This window comes from Pedobacter sp. KBW01 (genome assembly GCF_003852395.1).
Taxonomy (GTDB): domain Bacteria; phylum Bacteroidota; class Bacteroidia; order Sphingobacteriales; family Sphingobacteriaceae; genus Pedobacter.
Genome location: NZ_QAJQ01000006.1, coordinates 152,997 through 171,691, shown reverse-complemented (window position 1 = coordinate 171,691; position 18,695 = coordinate 152,997). Strand labels below are relative to the sequence as shown.

14 protein-coding genes are annotated in these 18,695 nt (G+C 39.5%); 11 read left to right on the top strand and 3 right to left on the bottom strand.

Annotated elements, in window-relative coordinates; all coding sequences use genetic code 11:
- Positions 1 to 9: 9 nt before the first annotated feature.
- From DBR40_RS06485 to DBR40_RS06460, 6 genes are all read left to right on the top strand, one after another.
- Entirely contained in the window at positions 10 to 636 is a 627-nt protein-coding gene (locus tag DBR40_RS06485) for a response regulator transcription factor (protein ID WP_124558934.1), read from the top strand.
- Between the two features lie 132 nt (positions 637 to 768).
- Positions 769 to 1,107, top strand: a complete 339-nt coding sequence (locus DBR40_RS06480; RefSeq protein ID WP_124558933.1) for a VOC family protein — start codon at positions 769 to 771, stop codon at positions 1,105 to 1,107.
- 3 nt (positions 1,108 to 1,110) lie between these two features.
- Positions 1,111 to 1,977 carry a helix-turn-helix transcriptional regulator gene (locus DBR40_RS06475; protein ID WP_124558932.1) on the top strand — a complete coding sequence of 289 codons (867 nt, stop codon included), beginning with the start codon at positions 1,111 to 1,113 and terminating at the stop codon, positions 1,975 to 1,977.
- A gap of 293 nt (positions 1,978 to 2,270) precedes the next feature.
- A complete protein-coding gene (locus tag DBR40_RS06470) occupies positions 2,271 to 5,447 on the top strand; it encodes a SusC/RagA family TonB-linked outer membrane protein (protein ID WP_124558931.1) in 3,177 nt (1,058 codons plus the stop codon).
- Between the two features lie 11 nt (positions 5,448 to 5,458).
- A complete protein-coding gene (locus DBR40_RS06465; protein WP_124558930.1) occupies positions 5,459 to 6,967 on the top strand; it encodes a RagB/SusD family nutrient uptake outer membrane protein in 1,509 nt (502 codons plus the stop codon).
- Between the two features lie 162 nt (positions 6,968 to 7,129).
- A complete protein-coding gene (locus DBR40_RS06460; protein ID WP_124558929.1) occupies positions 7,130 to 7,588 on the top strand; it encodes a nuclear transport factor 2 family protein in 459 nt (152 codons plus the stop codon).
- Between the two features lie 75 nt (positions 7,589 to 7,663).
- On the opposite strand, the gene DBR40_RS06455 is transcribed toward DBR40_RS06460, so the two are convergent.
- The 3 genes from DBR40_RS06455 to DBR40_RS06445 all read right to left on the bottom strand — a co-directional run bounded on the left by DBR40_RS06455 (position 7,664) and on the right by DBR40_RS06445 (position 11,049).
- Entirely contained in the window at positions 7,664 to 8,227 is a 564-nt protein-coding gene (locus DBR40_RS06455) for a DUF2911 domain-containing protein (protein ID WP_124558928.1), read from the bottom strand.
- A 68-nt stretch (positions 8,228 to 8,295) separates the two neighbouring features.
- Positions 8,296 to 8,481 (bottom strand): hypothetical protein, encoded by a 186-nt coding sequence (locus tag DBR40_RS06450; RefSeq protein WP_124558927.1) that lies wholly within the window; start codon positions 8,479 to 8,481, stop codon positions 8,296 to 8,298.
- 72 nt (positions 8,482 to 8,553) lie between these two features.
- A complete protein-coding gene (locus DBR40_RS06445) occupies positions 8,554 to 11,049 on the bottom strand; it encodes a glycoside hydrolase family 9 protein (RefSeq protein WP_124558926.1) in 2,496 nt (831 codons plus the stop codon).
- 118 nt (positions 11,050 to 11,167) lie between these two features.
- On the opposite strand from DBR40_RS06445, the gene DBR40_RS06440 reads away from it, so the two are divergent.
- The 5 genes from DBR40_RS06440 (at position 11,168) to DBR40_RS06420 (ending at position 18,605) form a co-directional block, all read left to right on the top strand.
- Positions 11,168 to 11,797 (top strand): TetR/AcrR family transcriptional regulator, encoded by a 630-nt coding sequence (locus DBR40_RS06440; protein WP_124558925.1) that lies wholly within the window; start codon positions 11,168 to 11,170, stop codon positions 11,795 to 11,797.
- Entirely contained in the window at positions 11,794 to 13,113 is a 1,320-nt protein-coding gene (locus tag DBR40_RS06435) for a TolC family protein (RefSeq protein ID WP_124558924.1), read from the top strand. Before DBR40_RS06440 ends, DBR40_RS06435 begins: the two co-directional genes overlap by 4 nt.
- A gap of 8 nt (positions 13,114 to 13,121) precedes the next feature.
- Entirely contained in the window at positions 13,122 to 14,201 is a 1,080-nt protein-coding gene (locus tag DBR40_RS06430) for an HlyD family secretion protein (protein WP_124558923.1), read from the top strand.
- A gap of 8 nt (positions 14,202 to 14,209) precedes the next feature.
- Positions 14,210 to 15,757 carry a DHA2 family efflux MFS transporter permease subunit gene (locus DBR40_RS06425; RefSeq protein WP_124558922.1) on the top strand — a complete coding sequence of 516 codons (1,548 nt, stop codon included), beginning with the start codon at positions 14,210 to 14,212 and terminating at the stop codon, positions 15,755 to 15,757.
- Positions 15,758 to 16,019: 262 nt separating this feature from the next.
- Positions 16,020 to 18,605: a phosphoenolpyruvate carboxylase gene (locus DBR40_RS06420; protein ID WP_124558921.1), complete on the top strand. Its 2,586-nt coding sequence runs from the start codon at positions 16,020 to 16,022 to the stop codon at positions 18,603 to 18,605.
- Positions 18,606 to 18,695: the final 90 nt, after the last annotated feature.

The window sequence follows — 18,695 nt, the reverse complement described above, 5'->3', positions numbered from 1 at the left end:
CCATCCAAAATGAGCCAAAATTTACGAATCGTTTTAATTGAAGATGACGACATTATAAGAATGGGTTACGAATCTTTATTAACCGATGTGCCTGAATTTTCTGTTGTAAATTCTTACGCCTCTTACGATTTAGCCAAAAAACAACTGGTAGCCGATCAGCCCGATGTGATCTTACTGGATATCCAGATGCCGGGCACAAACGGATTACAGGCGTTGCCATTTATTAAAAAAGCCCTTCCACACACGCACATAATTATCCTTACGGTTTTCGATTCGCCTGAGCTCGTTTTCGAAGCATTAACTATGGGAGCGGGGGGCTATCTAACTAAAAACTCGAGTGCAGCAAAAATTATAGATGCAGTTAGGGAAGTAAGTACCGGTGGTGGAGCCATGAGCACCAATGTAGCCAGGATAGTAATGCATTCCTTCCAAAAAAACCTCGATTCGCCCTTAACCAAACGCGAAACAGAGATTTTAGACAGAATTGCTAACGGACAAACCAAATCACAAATTGCCAACGATCTTTTCATTGATCAGGAAACCGTGCGGAGTCATGTTAAAAATATTTATATCAAACTGGATGTAAATTCAAAATCAGACGCGATTAAAACGGCGAAAGAAAAGCGGTTTATTTAATCAATAACACATTTTCGGTAAAAAATAATGCTAAAATCACCCTTTTTGGGTGATCCTTTCGGTCCAATTTCAGTTTAATTTTACATCATACAATTAAACAAGGTAATGGGCCAATCTGCAAAATCTTTTTATGTGCAAGTTAAGCAACTAAACGATGCAGAAAGCTACTATGCCAATTGTTTAGGAATGCTTACCGAGGCCACCATGATTTCTGCAAAGGAAAAAGGGCTGCTGGTAAAAGTCGATCAGGATACCCATCTCTTTCTTTCGGAAGAAAAACACCAAAATCAGACACGTAAAATAGTATTAAGCAGTGATGATTGCCTGGAAGATTATTGCAGGCTAAAATCGCGCGGTGTGGTGTTTAAAAAAGCACCGGCTTATCTGAGCGAAGGTTTAAGTGTCGAGTTTTCTGATCCGTATGGTAACGAATTTACCATTTTGGAGCAACGTAACTACAATGAGGATTAAGCCATGAGATACGTAAAAGAATTAAGCAACAGGAACAAGATTGTAAGTGAAAGCACTTGCGAAGCCTTGTACGAACAGCAAAACGATGCGTACACCATTAAATTTGTTTTTAGCGGTGCCGAAACCTGCGAAATCAATAAACGTAAATTCAATATTTACCCCGATACTTTTGCTGTGGTTAATGCAGGAAGCAATTTTAGCAGCAAAATAGATTCTATTAGTCCGGTAAATACATTTGCCGTTTCTTTTGGTGAAAATTTTATAACGGATTTTCACCGTAGCTTTTCTTGCAGCGATGAAAACCTGTTGGATGGAAAGGATACCAGCCAAATGCCGGAGTTTATGGAGTCTTTATATCCTTTTATGGGCGATATGCGCTTCAATGTACTGCATCTTAAAAGCCAGCTGGATAAAGGTTTAAAAGATGAAATGCTCATTAATGAGTATCTATATCACTGCCTTTTAAATTATTATAAAATTTACGATAAAGAGGTTATCCAAAAATTAGACAAGCTAAGCTTTATTAAAACAAAGACAAGACAAGAGGTTTTAAAAAGGTTAACACTTGCCAAAGAATATATCAGCAGCAATTACAACCAGAACATTACACTGGAGCAAATTGCAGAACAGGCCTGTTTATCAGTTAACCATTTATTGCGCACTTTTAAAGAAGCGTATGAAATTAGCCCATATCAGTTTTTAATGCAGCTGAGGCTAAACCGCGCTAAAAAACTATTACAAACCACTTCTTATTCTCTGAATGAAATTGTGGGTTTGGTTGGGTTCGAATGCCCAAGTTCATTCATCAGGTTATTTAAACATACATTCAATATCACTCCTTTAAAGTATAAAAAGAGTAGGTTGAATTAAAATACAAATAGTGATATCTGCATATTTTGTATATACAGATGAAACTATTTTTGAAGCTCTTGCAGGACAATTTGTAGAAGTTTTTTCCTGTTTAGGTTAATAATGATTAAAAAAGCAAACTGCCAGGATTGGAGTTTGCTTTTTTGCATTTATCACGCTATAAAAAAGGCTAAAATGGTGATTTTCACACATTTTCGGATTCCTCAAGTGCCTACATTGTTCATTGATTTGGTTTCGTGCATCTCTGCCATAAACTGAAGAACTAATTAATTACTAACTATTTATTTCCTAACATGAAACAAAAATTACTATTGATTTTAATGGTGACGGTTTTGTCTTATTTTAATGCCCTTGCGCAAAATAAGACCATAACCGGCAAGGTGGTTGATGCAGACGATGGCTTGCCATTGCCAGGCGTATCGATAAAAATAAAAGGAACGACCCAGGTAACCCAAACCACAGGCCAGGGTACTTTCTCCATGTCTGCGCCGCAAAATGCACAAGCTTTAATTCTAAGCTACGTTGGTTACACCGAACAAGAGGTTAAAATAACAGGCGAAACCTTAACGATTCGCTTGGCCTCATCGAGTAAAAACCTGCAGGATGTAATTGTCGTAGCCTATGGTACAAGTAAAAAGGAAGCCATTACAGGCTCCGTTGCAACTATGAGCGCTAAACAGCTCGACAATCGGATTATCACTAATGTTACCAATGTACTGGCAGGCGTTGCACCAGGTGTGGTAACCACTTCAGGAAACGGACAGCCAGGGAGCAGTTCAGCCATCCGTATTCGTGGTTTTGGTTCCATTTCGGCATCTAATAGTCCGCTTTTTGTATTGGATGGTTCGGTATACGACGGTGAGTTGGGCGACATTAATGCCAACGATATTGAAAGCATTTCATTATTGAAAGATGCATCTTCGTCGGCACTTTACGGTTCGAGGGCTGCCAACGGTGTAGTAATCATTACCACAAAAAAAGGTAAATCGACTACCCCAACATTAAATGCTACCTATAGCCAGGGTTTTTCTAAAAGAGGTATTCCTGAGTATGATAGAATTGGTGCTTTAGACTATTATCCATTAATGTGGCAGGCCCTAAAAAACAGTTTGGTATACCCTTCAAGCGGAACCGGAATAAGTGAATCGGCCGCGGCAACACAAGCTACCAATACCATACAAGGACAATTGGTTTACAATCCTTTTAATGTACCAAACAATCAAATTGTAGGTGTAGACGGAAAGTTAAACCCTAATGCACAGCTGCTTTACAGCGACTTCGACTGGTATAAGCAGGCCTCACGAGTTGGTAAAAGAACCGAATTCAATGTTAACTCAAGCGCTAAAGGAGAAAAAACAGACTATTATTTCTCGATGAATTACTTGAAAGATAATGGTTATTTGATTAAAACAGATTTTGAAAGATTTAATGCACGGATTAACGCAAACACCCAGTTAAGACCGTGGTTAAAAACAGGGATAAATCTTGCCGGTAGTTTATCGAACGGAAACCTTGCACAAGATGCATCAACAGGTAGCGCAACTGCATTTGTTAATGTTTTCAACTTTGCCCGTGGTATTGGGCCTATTTATCCTGTACACGCATATGATGCAAGTGGCAATCCCATTTTAACGACCACTGGAGAACAATGGTACGACTATGGAGGACATCCGGGAGCTGTTAACAGGCCGCAAGGTGCATCAGCTGGCAGGAACGTAATTTATGAAACGATGCTGAATGATGTACTAAGCCGTAGGCTCGCATTAAATGGCAGGGCATACGCTGAAATTAAATTTCTAAAAGATTTTACTTTTAAGCCTACTATCAGTATTGATTTTATTAATGCTTACAGTACCGAGTATAGAAATTCGATTGTTGGAGATGGAAGCACCGTTGGTGGTTCATCTACTAAACGGAGTACACCAACACAGAGTTATACATTCAACCAGGTTTTATCTTACAGCAAAACATTTGGCAAACATAGCGTAAATGCTTTGGTGGGACATGAAAATTATGATTACGACTGGCGCAGATTAAGTGCAACCAAACAGAGCCAAATTTTAGATGGTAATACTGAGTTTCCAAATTTTGTGACGCCAAGCGATGCCGGTGGTTATAAAGATACTTATCGGGTAGAATCTTATTTTGGTAAAGCAGGCTACAGTTATATGGATAAATACTTTGTTGATGCCTCGATCCGTCGCGATGGAACCTCACGTTTATCAAAACAATCAAGGTGGGGAACGTTCTTCTCTGCAGGAGCATCGTGGGCTATCAATAAAGAAGACTTCATGAACGAAGTGAAGTGGATTAACGATTTGCGTTTAAAAGCTTCATACGGCGAAGTAGGTAACGATAATTTAATTGATGCTACCCTTGTTGAACACAACAGCCTTTATTACAATTACCAGGCCTTTTACGAGTTGGGATGGAATAATGGTAGTGAGCCAGGTTTACTATTGGCAACAGCTGCGACACCAGATTTGAAATGGGAATCGGTAAATACATTTAACACAGGTATAGCCTTTAGCTTGTTCAATAATAGATTGAAAGGTGAGATAGAGTATTTTAAACGTGGCTCATCAAACCTACTGTTTGCAGTGCCGCAACCATTATCAGATCCCATTACTTCTATTCGCCGTAATATTGGCTCAATGTACAATACTGGAATCGATTTACAGCTAAGCGGAGATATCTTAAGATCAGAAAATTTCAACTGGAATTTATTGAGTAACTGGTCGTGGTTAAAAAACAAAATAACCAAAATGCCGGCTGAAACGCCTACTGTAACCAGTGGTACAAAAAGGCTTGAGGTGGGAAGAGATATTTATGCTTACTACCTGCGCCAGTGGGCAGGGGTAGACCCTACAGATGGTTCTGCCTTATTTGAACCGAACGCAGGTGTTACAACGGATCTCCGTACCGTTAACGGACGTGTTTTAACAACCAATATCAATAATGCGCGTTCTGATTACTCGGGATCAGCAATTCCTGATTTATATGGATCGGTAACCAACACTTTTAACTATAAAAACTTTGGGCTATCGTTCTTAATCAGTTACCAGATTGGAGGCAAATTCTACGATTCAAATTATCAGTCGTTAATGTCTACCACCTATGGTTCAGCTTTACATACTGATGTGTTAAACTCATGGATGACACCAGGCCAGGTTACCGATATCCCACGTTTGGATATTGGCCGCTCTACCCAGTTTAACGGTACTTCAAGCCGCTGGTTAATAGATGCCTCTTATATTGCTTTCCGTAATGTAAACTTATCATATACTTTGCCGCAACGTTGGATTAAAGGCGCAACATTGAGCAGTGTTAGGGTTTTTGCCGCAGGCGAAAATCTTGGTTTAATATCTAAGCGAAAAGGAATGGATCCAACTGAGTCGTTTACAGGCGTAAATACAACTAATTATGTGCCTTCGCGGATGATTAGCTTCGGAATCAATGTTTCACTTTAATTGTTACTATCATGAAATATAAAAAATATTTACTTTTTGCAGGATTGACTCTGTTAAGCATTACCGCCTGCAAAAAAGACTATCTCGATACAAAACCGACCGATCAGGTTGATAATTCGGCGCTGTTTACCTCTGCTGCAAATGCAAAAAATGCTTTAAACGGTGTTTACAGGTACATGTTTGAGCGTTCTACCACTGTGCCAGATAATGCTCAGCAAAATAAGCCTGGTGTAGGTGGTATTATGTTGTACATGGATTTTATGGGCGAAGATATCGGTATCTCTTCTTCAAACTGGTATACTTCTGATGGGGGATCGTGGATTAGTCCGCGCACCGATAACAGTACCATGTTAACGTATATGTACCGAACATATTACCGTATTATCGGAAATGTGAATTACATCATCGACAATATTGATCAGGCCTCAGGTGCAGCTGTTGATAAAAACACCGTGAAAGCTGAAGCGCTAACTTTAAGAGCCTATGCCTATTTTGGTTTGGTACAGCTATTTGGTAAAAGATATGATGCCAATGCCAAACCAAATAACCAGTTAGGCGTGCCGCTTTTATTGGCCTCAACCGATACCAATAAGCCTCGCGAAAGTGTAGAAACGGTTTATTCAGCTATTGTTAAGGATTTGGAAACAGCCATTTCGCTTAATGCTGTGGCTTCTAATAAAAGCCATGCAGGTGTTACCGTTGCTAAAGGGGTTAGAGCTAGGGTCGCTTTAGTAATGCAAGATTATCCAAATGCAATTAAATATGCTAAAGATATTGTAGATGCCAACCAATATCCGCTATTATCCGTTACTGATTACCAAGCAGGCTTTAATAATGCGACATTAGGTGAGTTTATCTGGGCCTCTATGCCAACATTAGATCAAGGAGATACATTCGGATCGTATTTTGCTCAAATAGCTTATAACGCAAACACAAGCTTTATGCGCGGAAATCCAAAAAGGATTAATTCTGCACTTTACAACCAGATATCGGCAACAGATGTGCGTAAAAAGATGTGGGAACCTGCTCCAACTACGGCGAACTTCCCGCTTCCTGCTACAAACTTTGCCCGCCAACCTTACATGAGTCGTAAATTTTCGGTTAAAGAGGTGGGTGGCCCATCTTTGGGTGATGTTCCATTAATGCGTACCTCTGAAATGTATTTGATCTTAGCCGAGGCTTATGCTAAAACCATGGGAAGTGAGGCTTTGGCCAGAACTGTGCTGTTAAACTTGGTTAAGCAACGCGATCCGGCGGCAGTAATCTCGGCAAATACAGGGCAGGCTCTAGTTGATGAAATCCTTTTCAATCGAAGAGTAGAACTTTGGGGTGAGGGGCACAGGTGGTTAGATTTAAAACGTCTAAATCTTCCTTTAGACCGTACAGTAGTCCCTAATTATGTGTCGGCTTCTGTTGCAGGTACACTATCTATTCCTGCTGGCGATGTTAAATGGCAGTTCTTAATTCCGAGAGCCGAAATGGAAGCCAATTCTGGTTTGGCGGGACAACAAAATCCGTAATGATTTTTAAAAAGGTTATGTTGTATTTTGAAATGATTTGTTCAGGATAAAACATAACCTTTTTTGCTTTTATCACATTTTAGTTACCTGATAATTATGGTGTTATCGGCACATTATTATTCTGCTTTGTAGCCGATCTTTAATAAAAAAACACAGATAGTTATGAAACTAAAAGCTTTGGTGATTCTATTACTAGGTATTACAATCACAAATAATGTTTTAGCAGCAGAAAAACCTACTGCAAGTCATAAATCGGTTATTAATTACTTTATGGATAGCTATATGAATTCTGATTACAAGAAATTGAAAGCTGTTTTAAGTGAGGATGCTGTATTTACATCGAACAGGGATGTGAGGGTGATAAAGCACAAAGCAAGTGAGGTTCTGGCTCAAATGAAAAAAGATGAAGGTGTAATACAAAAAGACTGTAACATCAGCTCTACCATCGTTTCTGAAACAGATGCATTAGTTATTGCCCGTGTAGATGTAAATTACGAGCTGTTTGATGGTGCACAACAGAACTTTGTAATAATAGAGAAAAATAAAGAAGGAGAGTGGAAAATTACTCAGGTATACAAAGTTTTCGTTACGAGCGAAAGCCAGGCTAAAAAACTGGTTTAAATTTTGGTTTTATGTTAAATAGAAAAGGCCTGGTGTAAAATATACCGGGCCTTTTTTATTTAAGTTATGCTGATCTTAAAAGTTTATCGGCAATTCTATTTGTGTTTTATCCCAACCGGCAATCAGAGTTGCACCTTCGGTTGCTGGGATAAATGTTAAAGAGAAATATTCTATTGGTTTAGCCAAAGTTTTAACCGGAACATTTACCCGCACGATATCTTTAGCCTGGTTGTAGCTAAATGCTCCCCATTTATCTGTTTCACTATTAATAATAATGGTCCAGGTATCCTTATTAGGAATTGCAAATAAGCTATAAGTGCCTGCTTTGATTTTCTTTCCGCCTATGTTTACTTTTTTAAAGAAACGGATCTCTGTGCTTTCGTTGGCGCCAAAACGCCAAACTGTTCCGTACTGCTCTAAAACACCAAAAATATCGCGTCCTTTTTTCTGTGGACGGGAATAAACAACCTTAATTACCGGTTTAGTTAAATCGCCGGCTTTTGCCTTTGGTGCATTTAATGGAAAATATACAATATCTGCCGGACTAGAGTCTGCAACAGGGAATTTTACTTCTGTGGCCTGCTGAGCCTTTGAACTAAAGCATATAAGAGCGAAAACAACAATGAATATATGTTTCATCTGCTGTGAATTAAGGCGTAACCTATAAGTGCATCGACACTTTAGGGCTTATACGTAAATAAAATGAATTAGTATTTTCTACCTTTAACGATAGCGTTTAAAAATAAGCCTGCTGTTAACAAACCTAAAACACCACCTAATAAAGCGAAAATGTAGTTATGTGTAATAATTGCCCCAGTTAAAACTCCGAAGAATAAACCTAAAGCATAATATAACCAGTTAAAATTATTGCTGCTGTTCTCTTGTACACTCATGTTTTTTATTATTTGGAGGCAAAGTTAATATTTATTTTAAATTTTAATTTGTGATTAGCACCAATATTCTAATTAATTATCAATTCGGTCTAATTTATAACCCTTGTTTTTTAAATAGCCAATGAGTTCGGGTAAACGGCTGTAAAATTTGTCCGTTCTTCGGGCATCAGTGCCAATGTGTAACAACAAAATAAATCCGTTTAAACCATTTGGCTTTGTCTCGTCAAAAGTGGTTATTGATTGATATATTTCGGTACTGGTTTTATAATTTTTTCCCATTTGCGGGTAGGTGTAGTCGGCGTTCGAGCGCGTTCCGGGCGTAAAATTAACCAGTTGCAAACCCTGCTCATTTGTCCAATTGGAAATGACTTGGTTATACCACTCGTATGGAGGTAAAAAATACGTTGCTGCTTGTTTGGTGATGCCAAAAGCCTCCATAGCAGTATAATTGGCTTTTAGATCGTTTACAAAAGTGGCTTGTGTAACCAGCAAACTATCACGTTTGCCCCAATCGCAGTATAACAGGTGTTTATCTGAATGCGGCCCCAAATAATGACCATCTTTTTTGAGCCCTTTAATTAAAGCGCTGAAATTTTTGTTCCTGTAAAAATTTCCGGTTAAAAAGAATGATGCTTTTACCCCTTCCTGTGCCAGTACTGTCCTGATTTTTTCTCCGCCATCCACAAATTCATCACCGGTAAAAACCAAATGGATTTTCTTTTGCGTAGAATCGCCACGGATAATAGCACCCAGGCTTTTGGTTTTATGATCTGTTAAGGTTGCCTGGGCTTCTTTAGAGGCGAGTAGATAAACCAACGATGCCGTGCCGTCCATTGTTGGTTCGTTCGTGCTGTAATCGCCATAATCATCATGGTAAACTGCCAAATCACTTTGAAAATCAGCGTATTCATCTGCTTCGTTTAATTTAATGCCAATTAGCCCCTTGTATATGTTGGTGTAAACAGGACCGTCAACTAATCCACCGTCAATCGGATATTTTTTCAAATGGGTAAAGGCCGAATGTGGATCGGTTGGCGTATCACCCCATTGCGGCAGGCCGTAAACCATGCTGGTGCCCCAGGGATTGCAGCCAAAAATCCAGTCGAAGTTGGCTTGTGCCAGTTCGGCAAAGGTATCATCGCCACTTAATGCCTCATACCAGTTACATTGCATCGTAAAAGCAAGCGTTAAGTTGTTGCTGCACCAGATAAAAGGAATGCCACGGGAGAACGCATTGTTTTTTGCGCGTTTCCATACCGCCTCTATGCCTGTTTTATAGTAGGCTGTGGTTGTATGCTCGCCCTGTTTAGCCACTTCGTAATGACCCAAATTGATAAAAGGATAGTACTGGTAATGTGCTGCAGTATCTTTCTGCAGCCAGGGTGTAACGGTTTCTCGTTGAGCATATTTTAAGGCAAGTGTAACCTTTTTCTTGTCGGGTTTTTCTTTACCAAAGTTAAATGAAGCTTCGGCGAGCTCCATATCATCAACCCAATTGTTTTCGGCATATATGTAAGGCGATTTTACCGAAACGGTTTGAGTTACACCTGGTTTAAGCAAAGCATAGCGATAGGCACTTTGGGCTTTTTTAGCTAGTGTTTGGGCATATTGCTGATCTACATTTTTAAACAATAGAGCGCCTAGGTTAAAAGCACTGGTAAATTTAGCTGCTGTAGAACTGGTACCGGTGGTGTTGTTCATCAGTTTACCGCGCTGTTGTGGCTCGCCGGTTATAAAATATAGCGGACGTTCAAAACCTTTGCCATACTGATTATCTTCTTTAGGAATACGCATGCTGATATGATCGCGGTCATCGGCCAGCTGATTAAACATGATGTTCTGCTTCGGATGCATTTTTAGGAGCCAGTCCAGTCCCCATTTGGCTTCATCTAAAACATCGGCCTTCCCATTTTTTCCACCCAACCCATTAGCCTGTTGGGTATCACCAAAAACCTGAGGGAAATCACGGTAAGCCATTAAGAGGTGGTAAGTTGCATTTGCTGACGTGGTAGCATATTGCAGATAGTCGCTGGCATCGTGCCAGCCGCCCGAGGCATCGAAATGGATACTGTCTTTAATTCCTGCCTTGTTGCCGTAAAGCACAAAACCATCATGTGTGTGGCAGCTATCCTTTAAATACGGATTAAAGCCACTGCGTTGCTGCCGCATATAGCGTAAACAGAAATCAGCAGTACCTTTGTAAACATTATTATTAATTAACAGCAGTGGCGAAGTAGCTCCACCTGCACGAATATAAAATCTACCATTTCTTTTAAAATCGCTAAAGTTTAACCGGGCAGTTTGTTTGAAAGGCCCGTAGTTGCCAAAACTTTTAATGTTGGTAGAGGAATATACAACAGCTTTGGTTTCTTTTTCTAAGATTTCGAAACGATTGGGTATGTGATCTGTTTTACTTACCCATACAGCTACTTTAATGCTTTCGGTTGTGTAGCCAAGCAAATTTATCCTGATCCAACTTTCTTCATTCTGATGCTTATTCGCATTAAAAGCATATAAAATAAGGCAGGCACTTAATGTCATTATAGTAGCGAGGAGTTTATTTTTCATACTTTAAGGAGGATTATTACATTTAAAATTAGGGTTTTATCAAGATAATGTAAAAGAAGTGCCTAAACATTTGGAAATTAATCAATCGTTTGATTAATTTTGCATCGTCAAAAAGAAAATGAAAACAGAAAAAGTAGATAAAAGACAAGCCATTTTGGAAGCAGCGGAAAAGCTGTTTTGCGAAACCGGATATGAAGGAACTTCTACCCGCCAGATTGCAAAAGAATCTGGAGCAAATATGGCCATGATAAATTATTATTTCGGTTCGAAAGAGGGCGTTTTTGTAGAGATCATGAACGAGCGCATTGCTGGTTTTGCATCTCAGTTAAAAATCATCAACGAGGATAAGATATCAGCAATTGAAAAACTTCATAAAGTTATTGAAGGTTATGTAAACCGGATCCTGAACAATACTGCATTCCATAAAATGATGCACAGAGAGCTTTCTTTAACGCAAAGACCCGAAATGTACGATAAGATTAAAGATGCCATGAGTCAGAACATGCAGCTAATTGATCGCATTATTACCGATGGGATTGAGGATGGTTCTTTTAATAAGGATGTTGATGTGCGGATGATCATTGCTACCATTATGGGAACGATTTCCAATGTTGTAATCGCACCTAATAAAATTCTATCCTGCTCTAACTTCGATTTAAATAATCCGAAAGATAAAAAAATGATTAAAGAGCGGGCCATAACCCACTTGCAAGACCTTACAACAGTTTATTTAACAACGAAAAGATGATACCCAAACCAATAAAATTAATGCTTGTGGCATCATTAGTTCCTGCCGCTTTATTTGCACAAGGCAGCAAGGAATTAAATATCAATCAGGCAATAGAACTTGGCATAGCCAATAGTAAAAATTTAAAACTCTCGCAGAACAAAATTGATGAGGCGGTTGCACAACTGGCTGTGGTAAAAGATAATGTTTTACCTACAGCTAATGCCAGCTTTATGTACAATCACGCCGAAATCCCAACCACTACTTTTACCTTACCGGGCAGCGAATCTTCGTTTCACCTCCCTAAAAGGGCCGATGCCTTTGTAGGAACTGCAGCCGTACAGGAACTGGTTTATGGTGGTGGTAAATTAAAATACGCCAAAGAATCGACCAAACTCCTGGCCGATGTAGCCCGTTTAGATGCCGATAAAAGCAAAGAGGAAATTACCTACGCCGTAATTAATACTTACTATGCTTTGTATAAAGTTTTGCAGAGCAGAAAAGTAGTCGATCAGAATTTAGAAGCTATTGCAGCCCAGATTAAGCAGGCACAACGTTTCTTCGAGCAAGGCATTGTAACCAAAAATGATGTATTGCGTTTTCAGTTGCAGCAGGCCAATGTTACGCTTACGCAAATGGATATCGAAAGCAACCGCAAGGTAATTAATTACAACTTAGATATTCTTTTGGGTTTACCGGAAGATACGGAAGTTAAGATTACCGATCCGAGTGCTGGTTTAAAAGCAGCAGGTTCGCTTAACGAGTATATCGGTTTAGCCATGGCCAACCGCCAGGAGTTAAAACAACTCGATGTACAAAACAAAGTTGCCGGTTTTAATATCAAAACCATTAGGGCCAATACTTTACCTACCGTAGGTGTAGGCGCAAACCTTTACTATATTAACCCTAGTGGTAATTTTATTCCACCAACAAACCAGTATTTAATGCCAATTACTTTAGGTGCTACCGTTTCGTGGAACATTGGTAACCTATGGACGAACAAAAACAAAGTAAGTGAGGCTAAAATCCAGCAAAATGCCATTAGCATTCAGAAAGATATTTTATCAGATCAGGTAAAAACCGATATCAATAAAAATTTCCAAAGCTATCAGGTTGCTGTAAATAAAATTCAGGTCTTAGAAACCTCAATTTCACAGGCAACAGAAAACGACAAATTACTGGCCTCGAAGTATAAAAACAATGTCGCATCAGTTACCGATCGTATCGATGCTGAAACCTTATTATATCAGGCAAAAATAAACTTGGAGATAGCAAAAGCGGACGCAGGTTTGGCTTACTATACCTTATTAAAATCAACAGGAAAAATAACGCAATAAATACAGCAATGACAACTGAAAAGAAAAAAAAGAGCTTAGTAGTACCTATAATTTTAGGCGTTTTACTAGTAATAGGTATAATTTTCGGTATTACCGAATGGAATTATTATAGCAAGCACGTAGATACCGACGATGCACAGATTGATGGCGACATCAGTCCGGTTGTTGCCCGTGTTGGTGGTTATGTTAAGGACATTAATTTCGAAGAAAATACACACGTAACCGAAGGTCAGGTTTTGGTTAAACTTGATGATAACGATTATAAAGTTAAATTGGAACAAGCGCAATCGGGCCAGAAAGGCGCAAGTGCAGGTGTTGGTGTAGCACAATCTCAAATTGTCGCTACACAAGCCAATACAAGCACTGCTAAAGCAAATGTAGAAACAGCTAAAGCAAATGTTCAGGCGGCAATTGTTAAATTAAATTTAGCTCAGAAAGATTTTGCACGTTACGCAAACCTGGTAAAAGATGGTTCGATCACTCAACAGGCTTTCGATCAGTCAAAAGCATCTAAGGAAGCAGCTGAAGCGGCAAAACAAGCGGCACAAGCAGCATATCAAGGCGCACAAGACCAATACAACGCAGCGGTTAAACAAGTTGGCACAACACAATCGCAATTAGCTGTAAGCAGCAATGTTATCAGTCAGCGCCAAAGCGATATCGATTTTGCTACCTTACAACTTTCATATACCGATATCAAAGCACCGGCTTCGGGTATTGTTTCTAAAAAGAATGTACAAAAAGGACAGTTGGTACAAGCTGGTCAGTCGTTATTCTCGGTAGTAAACGACGGAAGCATTTACGTTACCGCCAATTTTAAAGAAACCCAGTTAGAGAAAATCAAATCGGGCTCGAAAGTAGAAATAGAGGTTGATGCTTATCCTGACGAAAAAATTGAAGGTGAAGTTTACAATTTCTCTCCAATTACAGGTGCTAAAGGCTCTTTATTGCCTCCTGACAATGCTACTGGTAACTTCGTTAAAGTTGTACAACGTGTTCCGGTAAAAATCAAAATCCATCCATCAAAAGAATTACTGGCTAAACTACGTCCGGGTATGAGCGTTAAAGCTTCAGTTTCTGTTAATTAATATTTAAAATGGCCGAAGTAGGTTTAAAAAAGTGGATTATTACCTTTACGGTGATCACAGCTTCGTTATTGGAGCTGATTGATACGACCATCGTAAACGTAGCTATTCCACAAATACAGGGAAACCTGGGCGCCACCCTGGAGGATGTGGCCTGGCTTTCCACCGGCTATGCGGTAGCAAACGTTATCGTATTGCCAATGTCGGGCTGGTTGGGTAACCGGTTTGGCAGGAAAAATTATTTTCTAACCTCCATTATTGTTTTTACACTGGTTTCGTTTCTCTGCGGAAACGCAACATCACTAAATGAACTTATTTTATTCAGGATTATACAAGGTTTGGCCGGTGGTGGTTTAATATCAACTGCACAAGCCATCTTAATCGAAACCTGGCCACGTGAAGATGTGGGTATTGCAACCGCCCTTTTTGGTTTGGGAGCAGTAGTTGGACCAACTGTTGGGCCAACCATTGGTGGTTATATTCTGGATATCAGTTCGTGGCCGTGGATTTTTTATGTAAACATTCCCGTCGGGATACTGGCGGCCTACTGTACCTATACCTTTGTACGCGCCACCCCTAAAGAAGGGCAGGGTCAACCTGTCGATTGGTGGGGTATTGCTTTATTGGCTATTGCAGTAGGTAGTTTACAAACCGTTTTAGAAAAAGGAGAGAGCGAAGACTGGTTTGCCACACCATATATTACGGCTTTGGCAGCAGCATCGGTATTTGGTTTGTTGCTTTTTATCTGGCGCGAAATGAGTACAGACCACCCCATTGTGAACTTTAAAATTATGCGTCACCGTAGTTTTGCGGTGGGTATGTTTACCTCATTCATTCTGGGCTTTGGATTATACGGATCGGTGTTTATTTTTCCGGTATTCTGTCAGAATCTGTTAGGTTTCTCGGCTTTACAAACAGGCGAATTGCTGTTTCCGGGTGGTTTATGTACCATAGTAATGATGCCATTTATAGGTATTATGCTTAAAAAAGGCATACCAGCCCAGTTTATGGCTACTTTTGGTATGTTGGCTTTCTTTATTTTCTGTTGGATGTTGAGTAAATCGACATTGCAATCGGGTACAGGCGATTTCTTCCTGCCATTGGTAATCCGTGGTGTAGGTATGGCACTTTTATTCGTACCGTTGACTACATTGGCTATTCAGGATTTAAAAGGCCCTGAAATTGGTCAGGGATCAGGTTTAAATAACATGATGCGCCAGTTAGGTGGTTCGTTTGGTATCGCCGCTTTGACTACGTTGATCCACATTCGCTCAGGTTTTCACAGAAGTAATTTGTTAACCAATCTGAACGATTATAACCCTGCATTTGTAGAGCGTTTTAATGGTTTAATCAGAGGGTTTATGGCAAAAGGACAAAGTTTGTTCGATGCTAAAATTATGGCTGCAAAAGCGATGGAAGGAATCGTTACCAGACAAACAATGTTACTTACTTATGATGATGCATATTGGGTTGCCGGATTAATTATGTTGTTCTCAATTCCTTTACTTTATCTTCAAAAGTTTAAGAAAAATGCAAATATTCCGACGGATGTGCACTAAAATTCGCAAAGAAATAGCCTAAATATTGGCAAAAAACAAAAACAGCCGGTGTATTTTATTACATCGGCTGTTTTAACCCAAAAAATTAACAATCAATGCAATGCCCTTAAACATTGCAAATGTTCTTACTCAACCACATGGTGGCCAAATAAGATTCTAAAATTAAAATTTATTCTACAATTTTCCAAATTGTAAGCCTTAGAATTTTAATACCTTACGCATTTTTTGTAGTATTACGGGATACAAAACTATTGCATAAGCTATGCCTAAACTTCGTTTAACTACGCAACGAGAATCTATTTTTAATAATGAGGTAATCTCAAAATTCGAACTCTTTAACAGTTTATTTCTCACCTTGCCTTTTTACAAAATTAAAGATACCGGAACCTTGCTTCCGCTGTTTTTTAAGAGCTGTGAAGAAGGCATTGCAAACGGAGAAAAACCTGCACAGATTATTGAAGAGTTTTTTGCCAAATACACCAGCTATACCGACCGAAAGGATATCGTTGATTTGCTTTTCAGGTTCATTCAATACATCGAGCGTCAGGTAGTACTTTTTGATGCCGTAGAAGACGCTTCTTTTACCAAACTAAATACTACTGATGAGCAGAGTACTCTTGCATTTATTTTAAAGAAGAATGCTGATAACAAGCCTGTATTGGCTAAAATAGAGAAACTGATAGACGAACTTTCGCTACGTTTGGTTTTAACCGCACACCCGACACAATTTTATCCGGGTACCGTACTGGCTATTATTACCGATTTAACACAAGCCATCCGCGATAACGACCTTACCTCAATGAACTCGCTATTACAGCAGTTGGGTAAAACGCCGTTTTTCAATAAAAAATCGCCTACACCTGTTGATGAGGCATTAAACCTGGCCTGGTTCTTAGAAAACACCTTTTATTTCGCTGCGGCGAACATTCAGGAAGAAATAGACCAGAACCTGGATGAATATAACCTCGAAACCAAAAAGATTTTAGAACTCGGTTTCTGGCCGGGAGGAGATAGGGACGGAAACCCGAATATCCATGCCGATACCACTTTAGAGGTTTCGAAGATGCTTCGTCAGATTTTGTTCCGCTGCTATTACCGCGATTTCAGGGTAATTAAACGCCGCATTACTTTCAGAGGCGTTGAAGAGAACATTGTTAAACTGCACGATGTATTGTATAAAAATGCTTTCGATCAAACTTGCGAGCTTCAGGATATTTCAAGTGAACTGAAAGAGAACCTGAATAAAATTAAGGACACGCTTTTAGAAGAGCATGATGGACTGTTTGTTGATCTGGTTAATGATCTGATCCGCAAAGTCGATTTGTATGGTAATTATTTTGCTTCGTTAGATATTCGTCAGGATAGCCGCGTATTGCGCAATGTACATGCATACTGCCGCGCAAATAAGCCGATTTCATCATTATATCCTGCCGATTACGATAAACTTTCGGAAACAGAGAAACTGGATCTGATTTCGTTTAAAGAAGCAACCATTGCTTATGCAAGTGAGCCTGATGCTTTAACCAAAGATACGATTGAGGTAATTAAAGAAATTAAAGGCATTCAACAACGCAACGGCGAAAAGGCTTGTCACCGCTTTATCATCAGTAACTGCCAGCAGGCGAGCGACATTCTTCAGTTGATAGAACTTTTCCTTTGGAATGGCTGGAGCAAAGATTCCTTAACAATCGATTTTGTGCCACTTTTCGAAACGGTAAACGATTTAAAAGGTGCTGCGGCAATTATGGATACTTTGTACAGCAACCCGTTCTACAAAGCACACCTGGCTAAACGCGGCTATAAACAGCACATTATGCTGGGGTATTCCGATAGTACTAAAGATGGGGGGTATTTAATGGCCAATTGGTCTATTTTTAACGGAAAAACATCATTATCGGCCGTTTCGGCAAAACACAATATCCAATTGGCCTTTTTTGATGGTCGTGGCGGCCCGCCGGCACGTGGCGGAGGTAAAACACACCGTTTCTATGCTTCAATGGGTAAAGAAATTGCCAACAAAAACATGCAGTTAACCGTGCAGGGCCAAACCATCAGTTCGCAATACGGATCGGTAGAAAGCGCTGAGTTTAATATCGAGCAATTAATCAATGCAGGCTTAACCTCTGGCTTAAAAGAAAAACACAATGTTCTTCTCGATCCGGAAAACAAGGCCTTACTTGATGAAATGGCTGAAGATGCTTATACCACATTTGTCGATTTGCGTGAACACAAGCTGTTTGTGAGTTACCTGGAGAAACTTTCACCATTAAAACTATTATCGCAGGCCAATATCAGCAGTCGTCCGGTAAAAAGAAATGGTGGTGGTGAAATGAAACTGGAAGATTTAAGGGCAATCAGTTTTGTTACTGCCTGGAGTATGTTAAAGCAAAACGTTCCGGGTTTTTACGGAATGGGAACCGCACTTAAAAATCAGGAAAAAGCTGGTAACTGGGATAAAGTAGTTAAGGTTTATGAAGAGTCTGATTATTTGAAAACAATTGTAGATAACTGTATGATGAGCATGAGTAAATCAGACTTCACCATTACAGCGCATATGGCTGCAGATAAAGAGTTCGGTGCTTTTTGGACTCAATTACACAACGAATTTGAATTAGCGAAGGAGATGCTTTTAAAACTATCAGGACAGGCAACTTTGATGGCTAATTATCCTATCGATAAAAAATCAATCGCTACGCGCGAGAAAATTATTTTGCCTTTGGTATTGATTCAGCATTTTGCTTTAGAGAAATTGCAGCATGACCAAAATGAGAAAGATCAGCAGGCTTTAGAAAAGCTGGCGGTTAGAACTGTATTTGGTATTGTAAATGCCGGAAGGAATTTGGCTTAAAACTATTCCAAACCTCACTTTTAAAACCTGTGAGGTTTAAAAGTATAACTAAAGGCCTGTGTAATCATAGGCCTTTTTTGATTTTCTTAT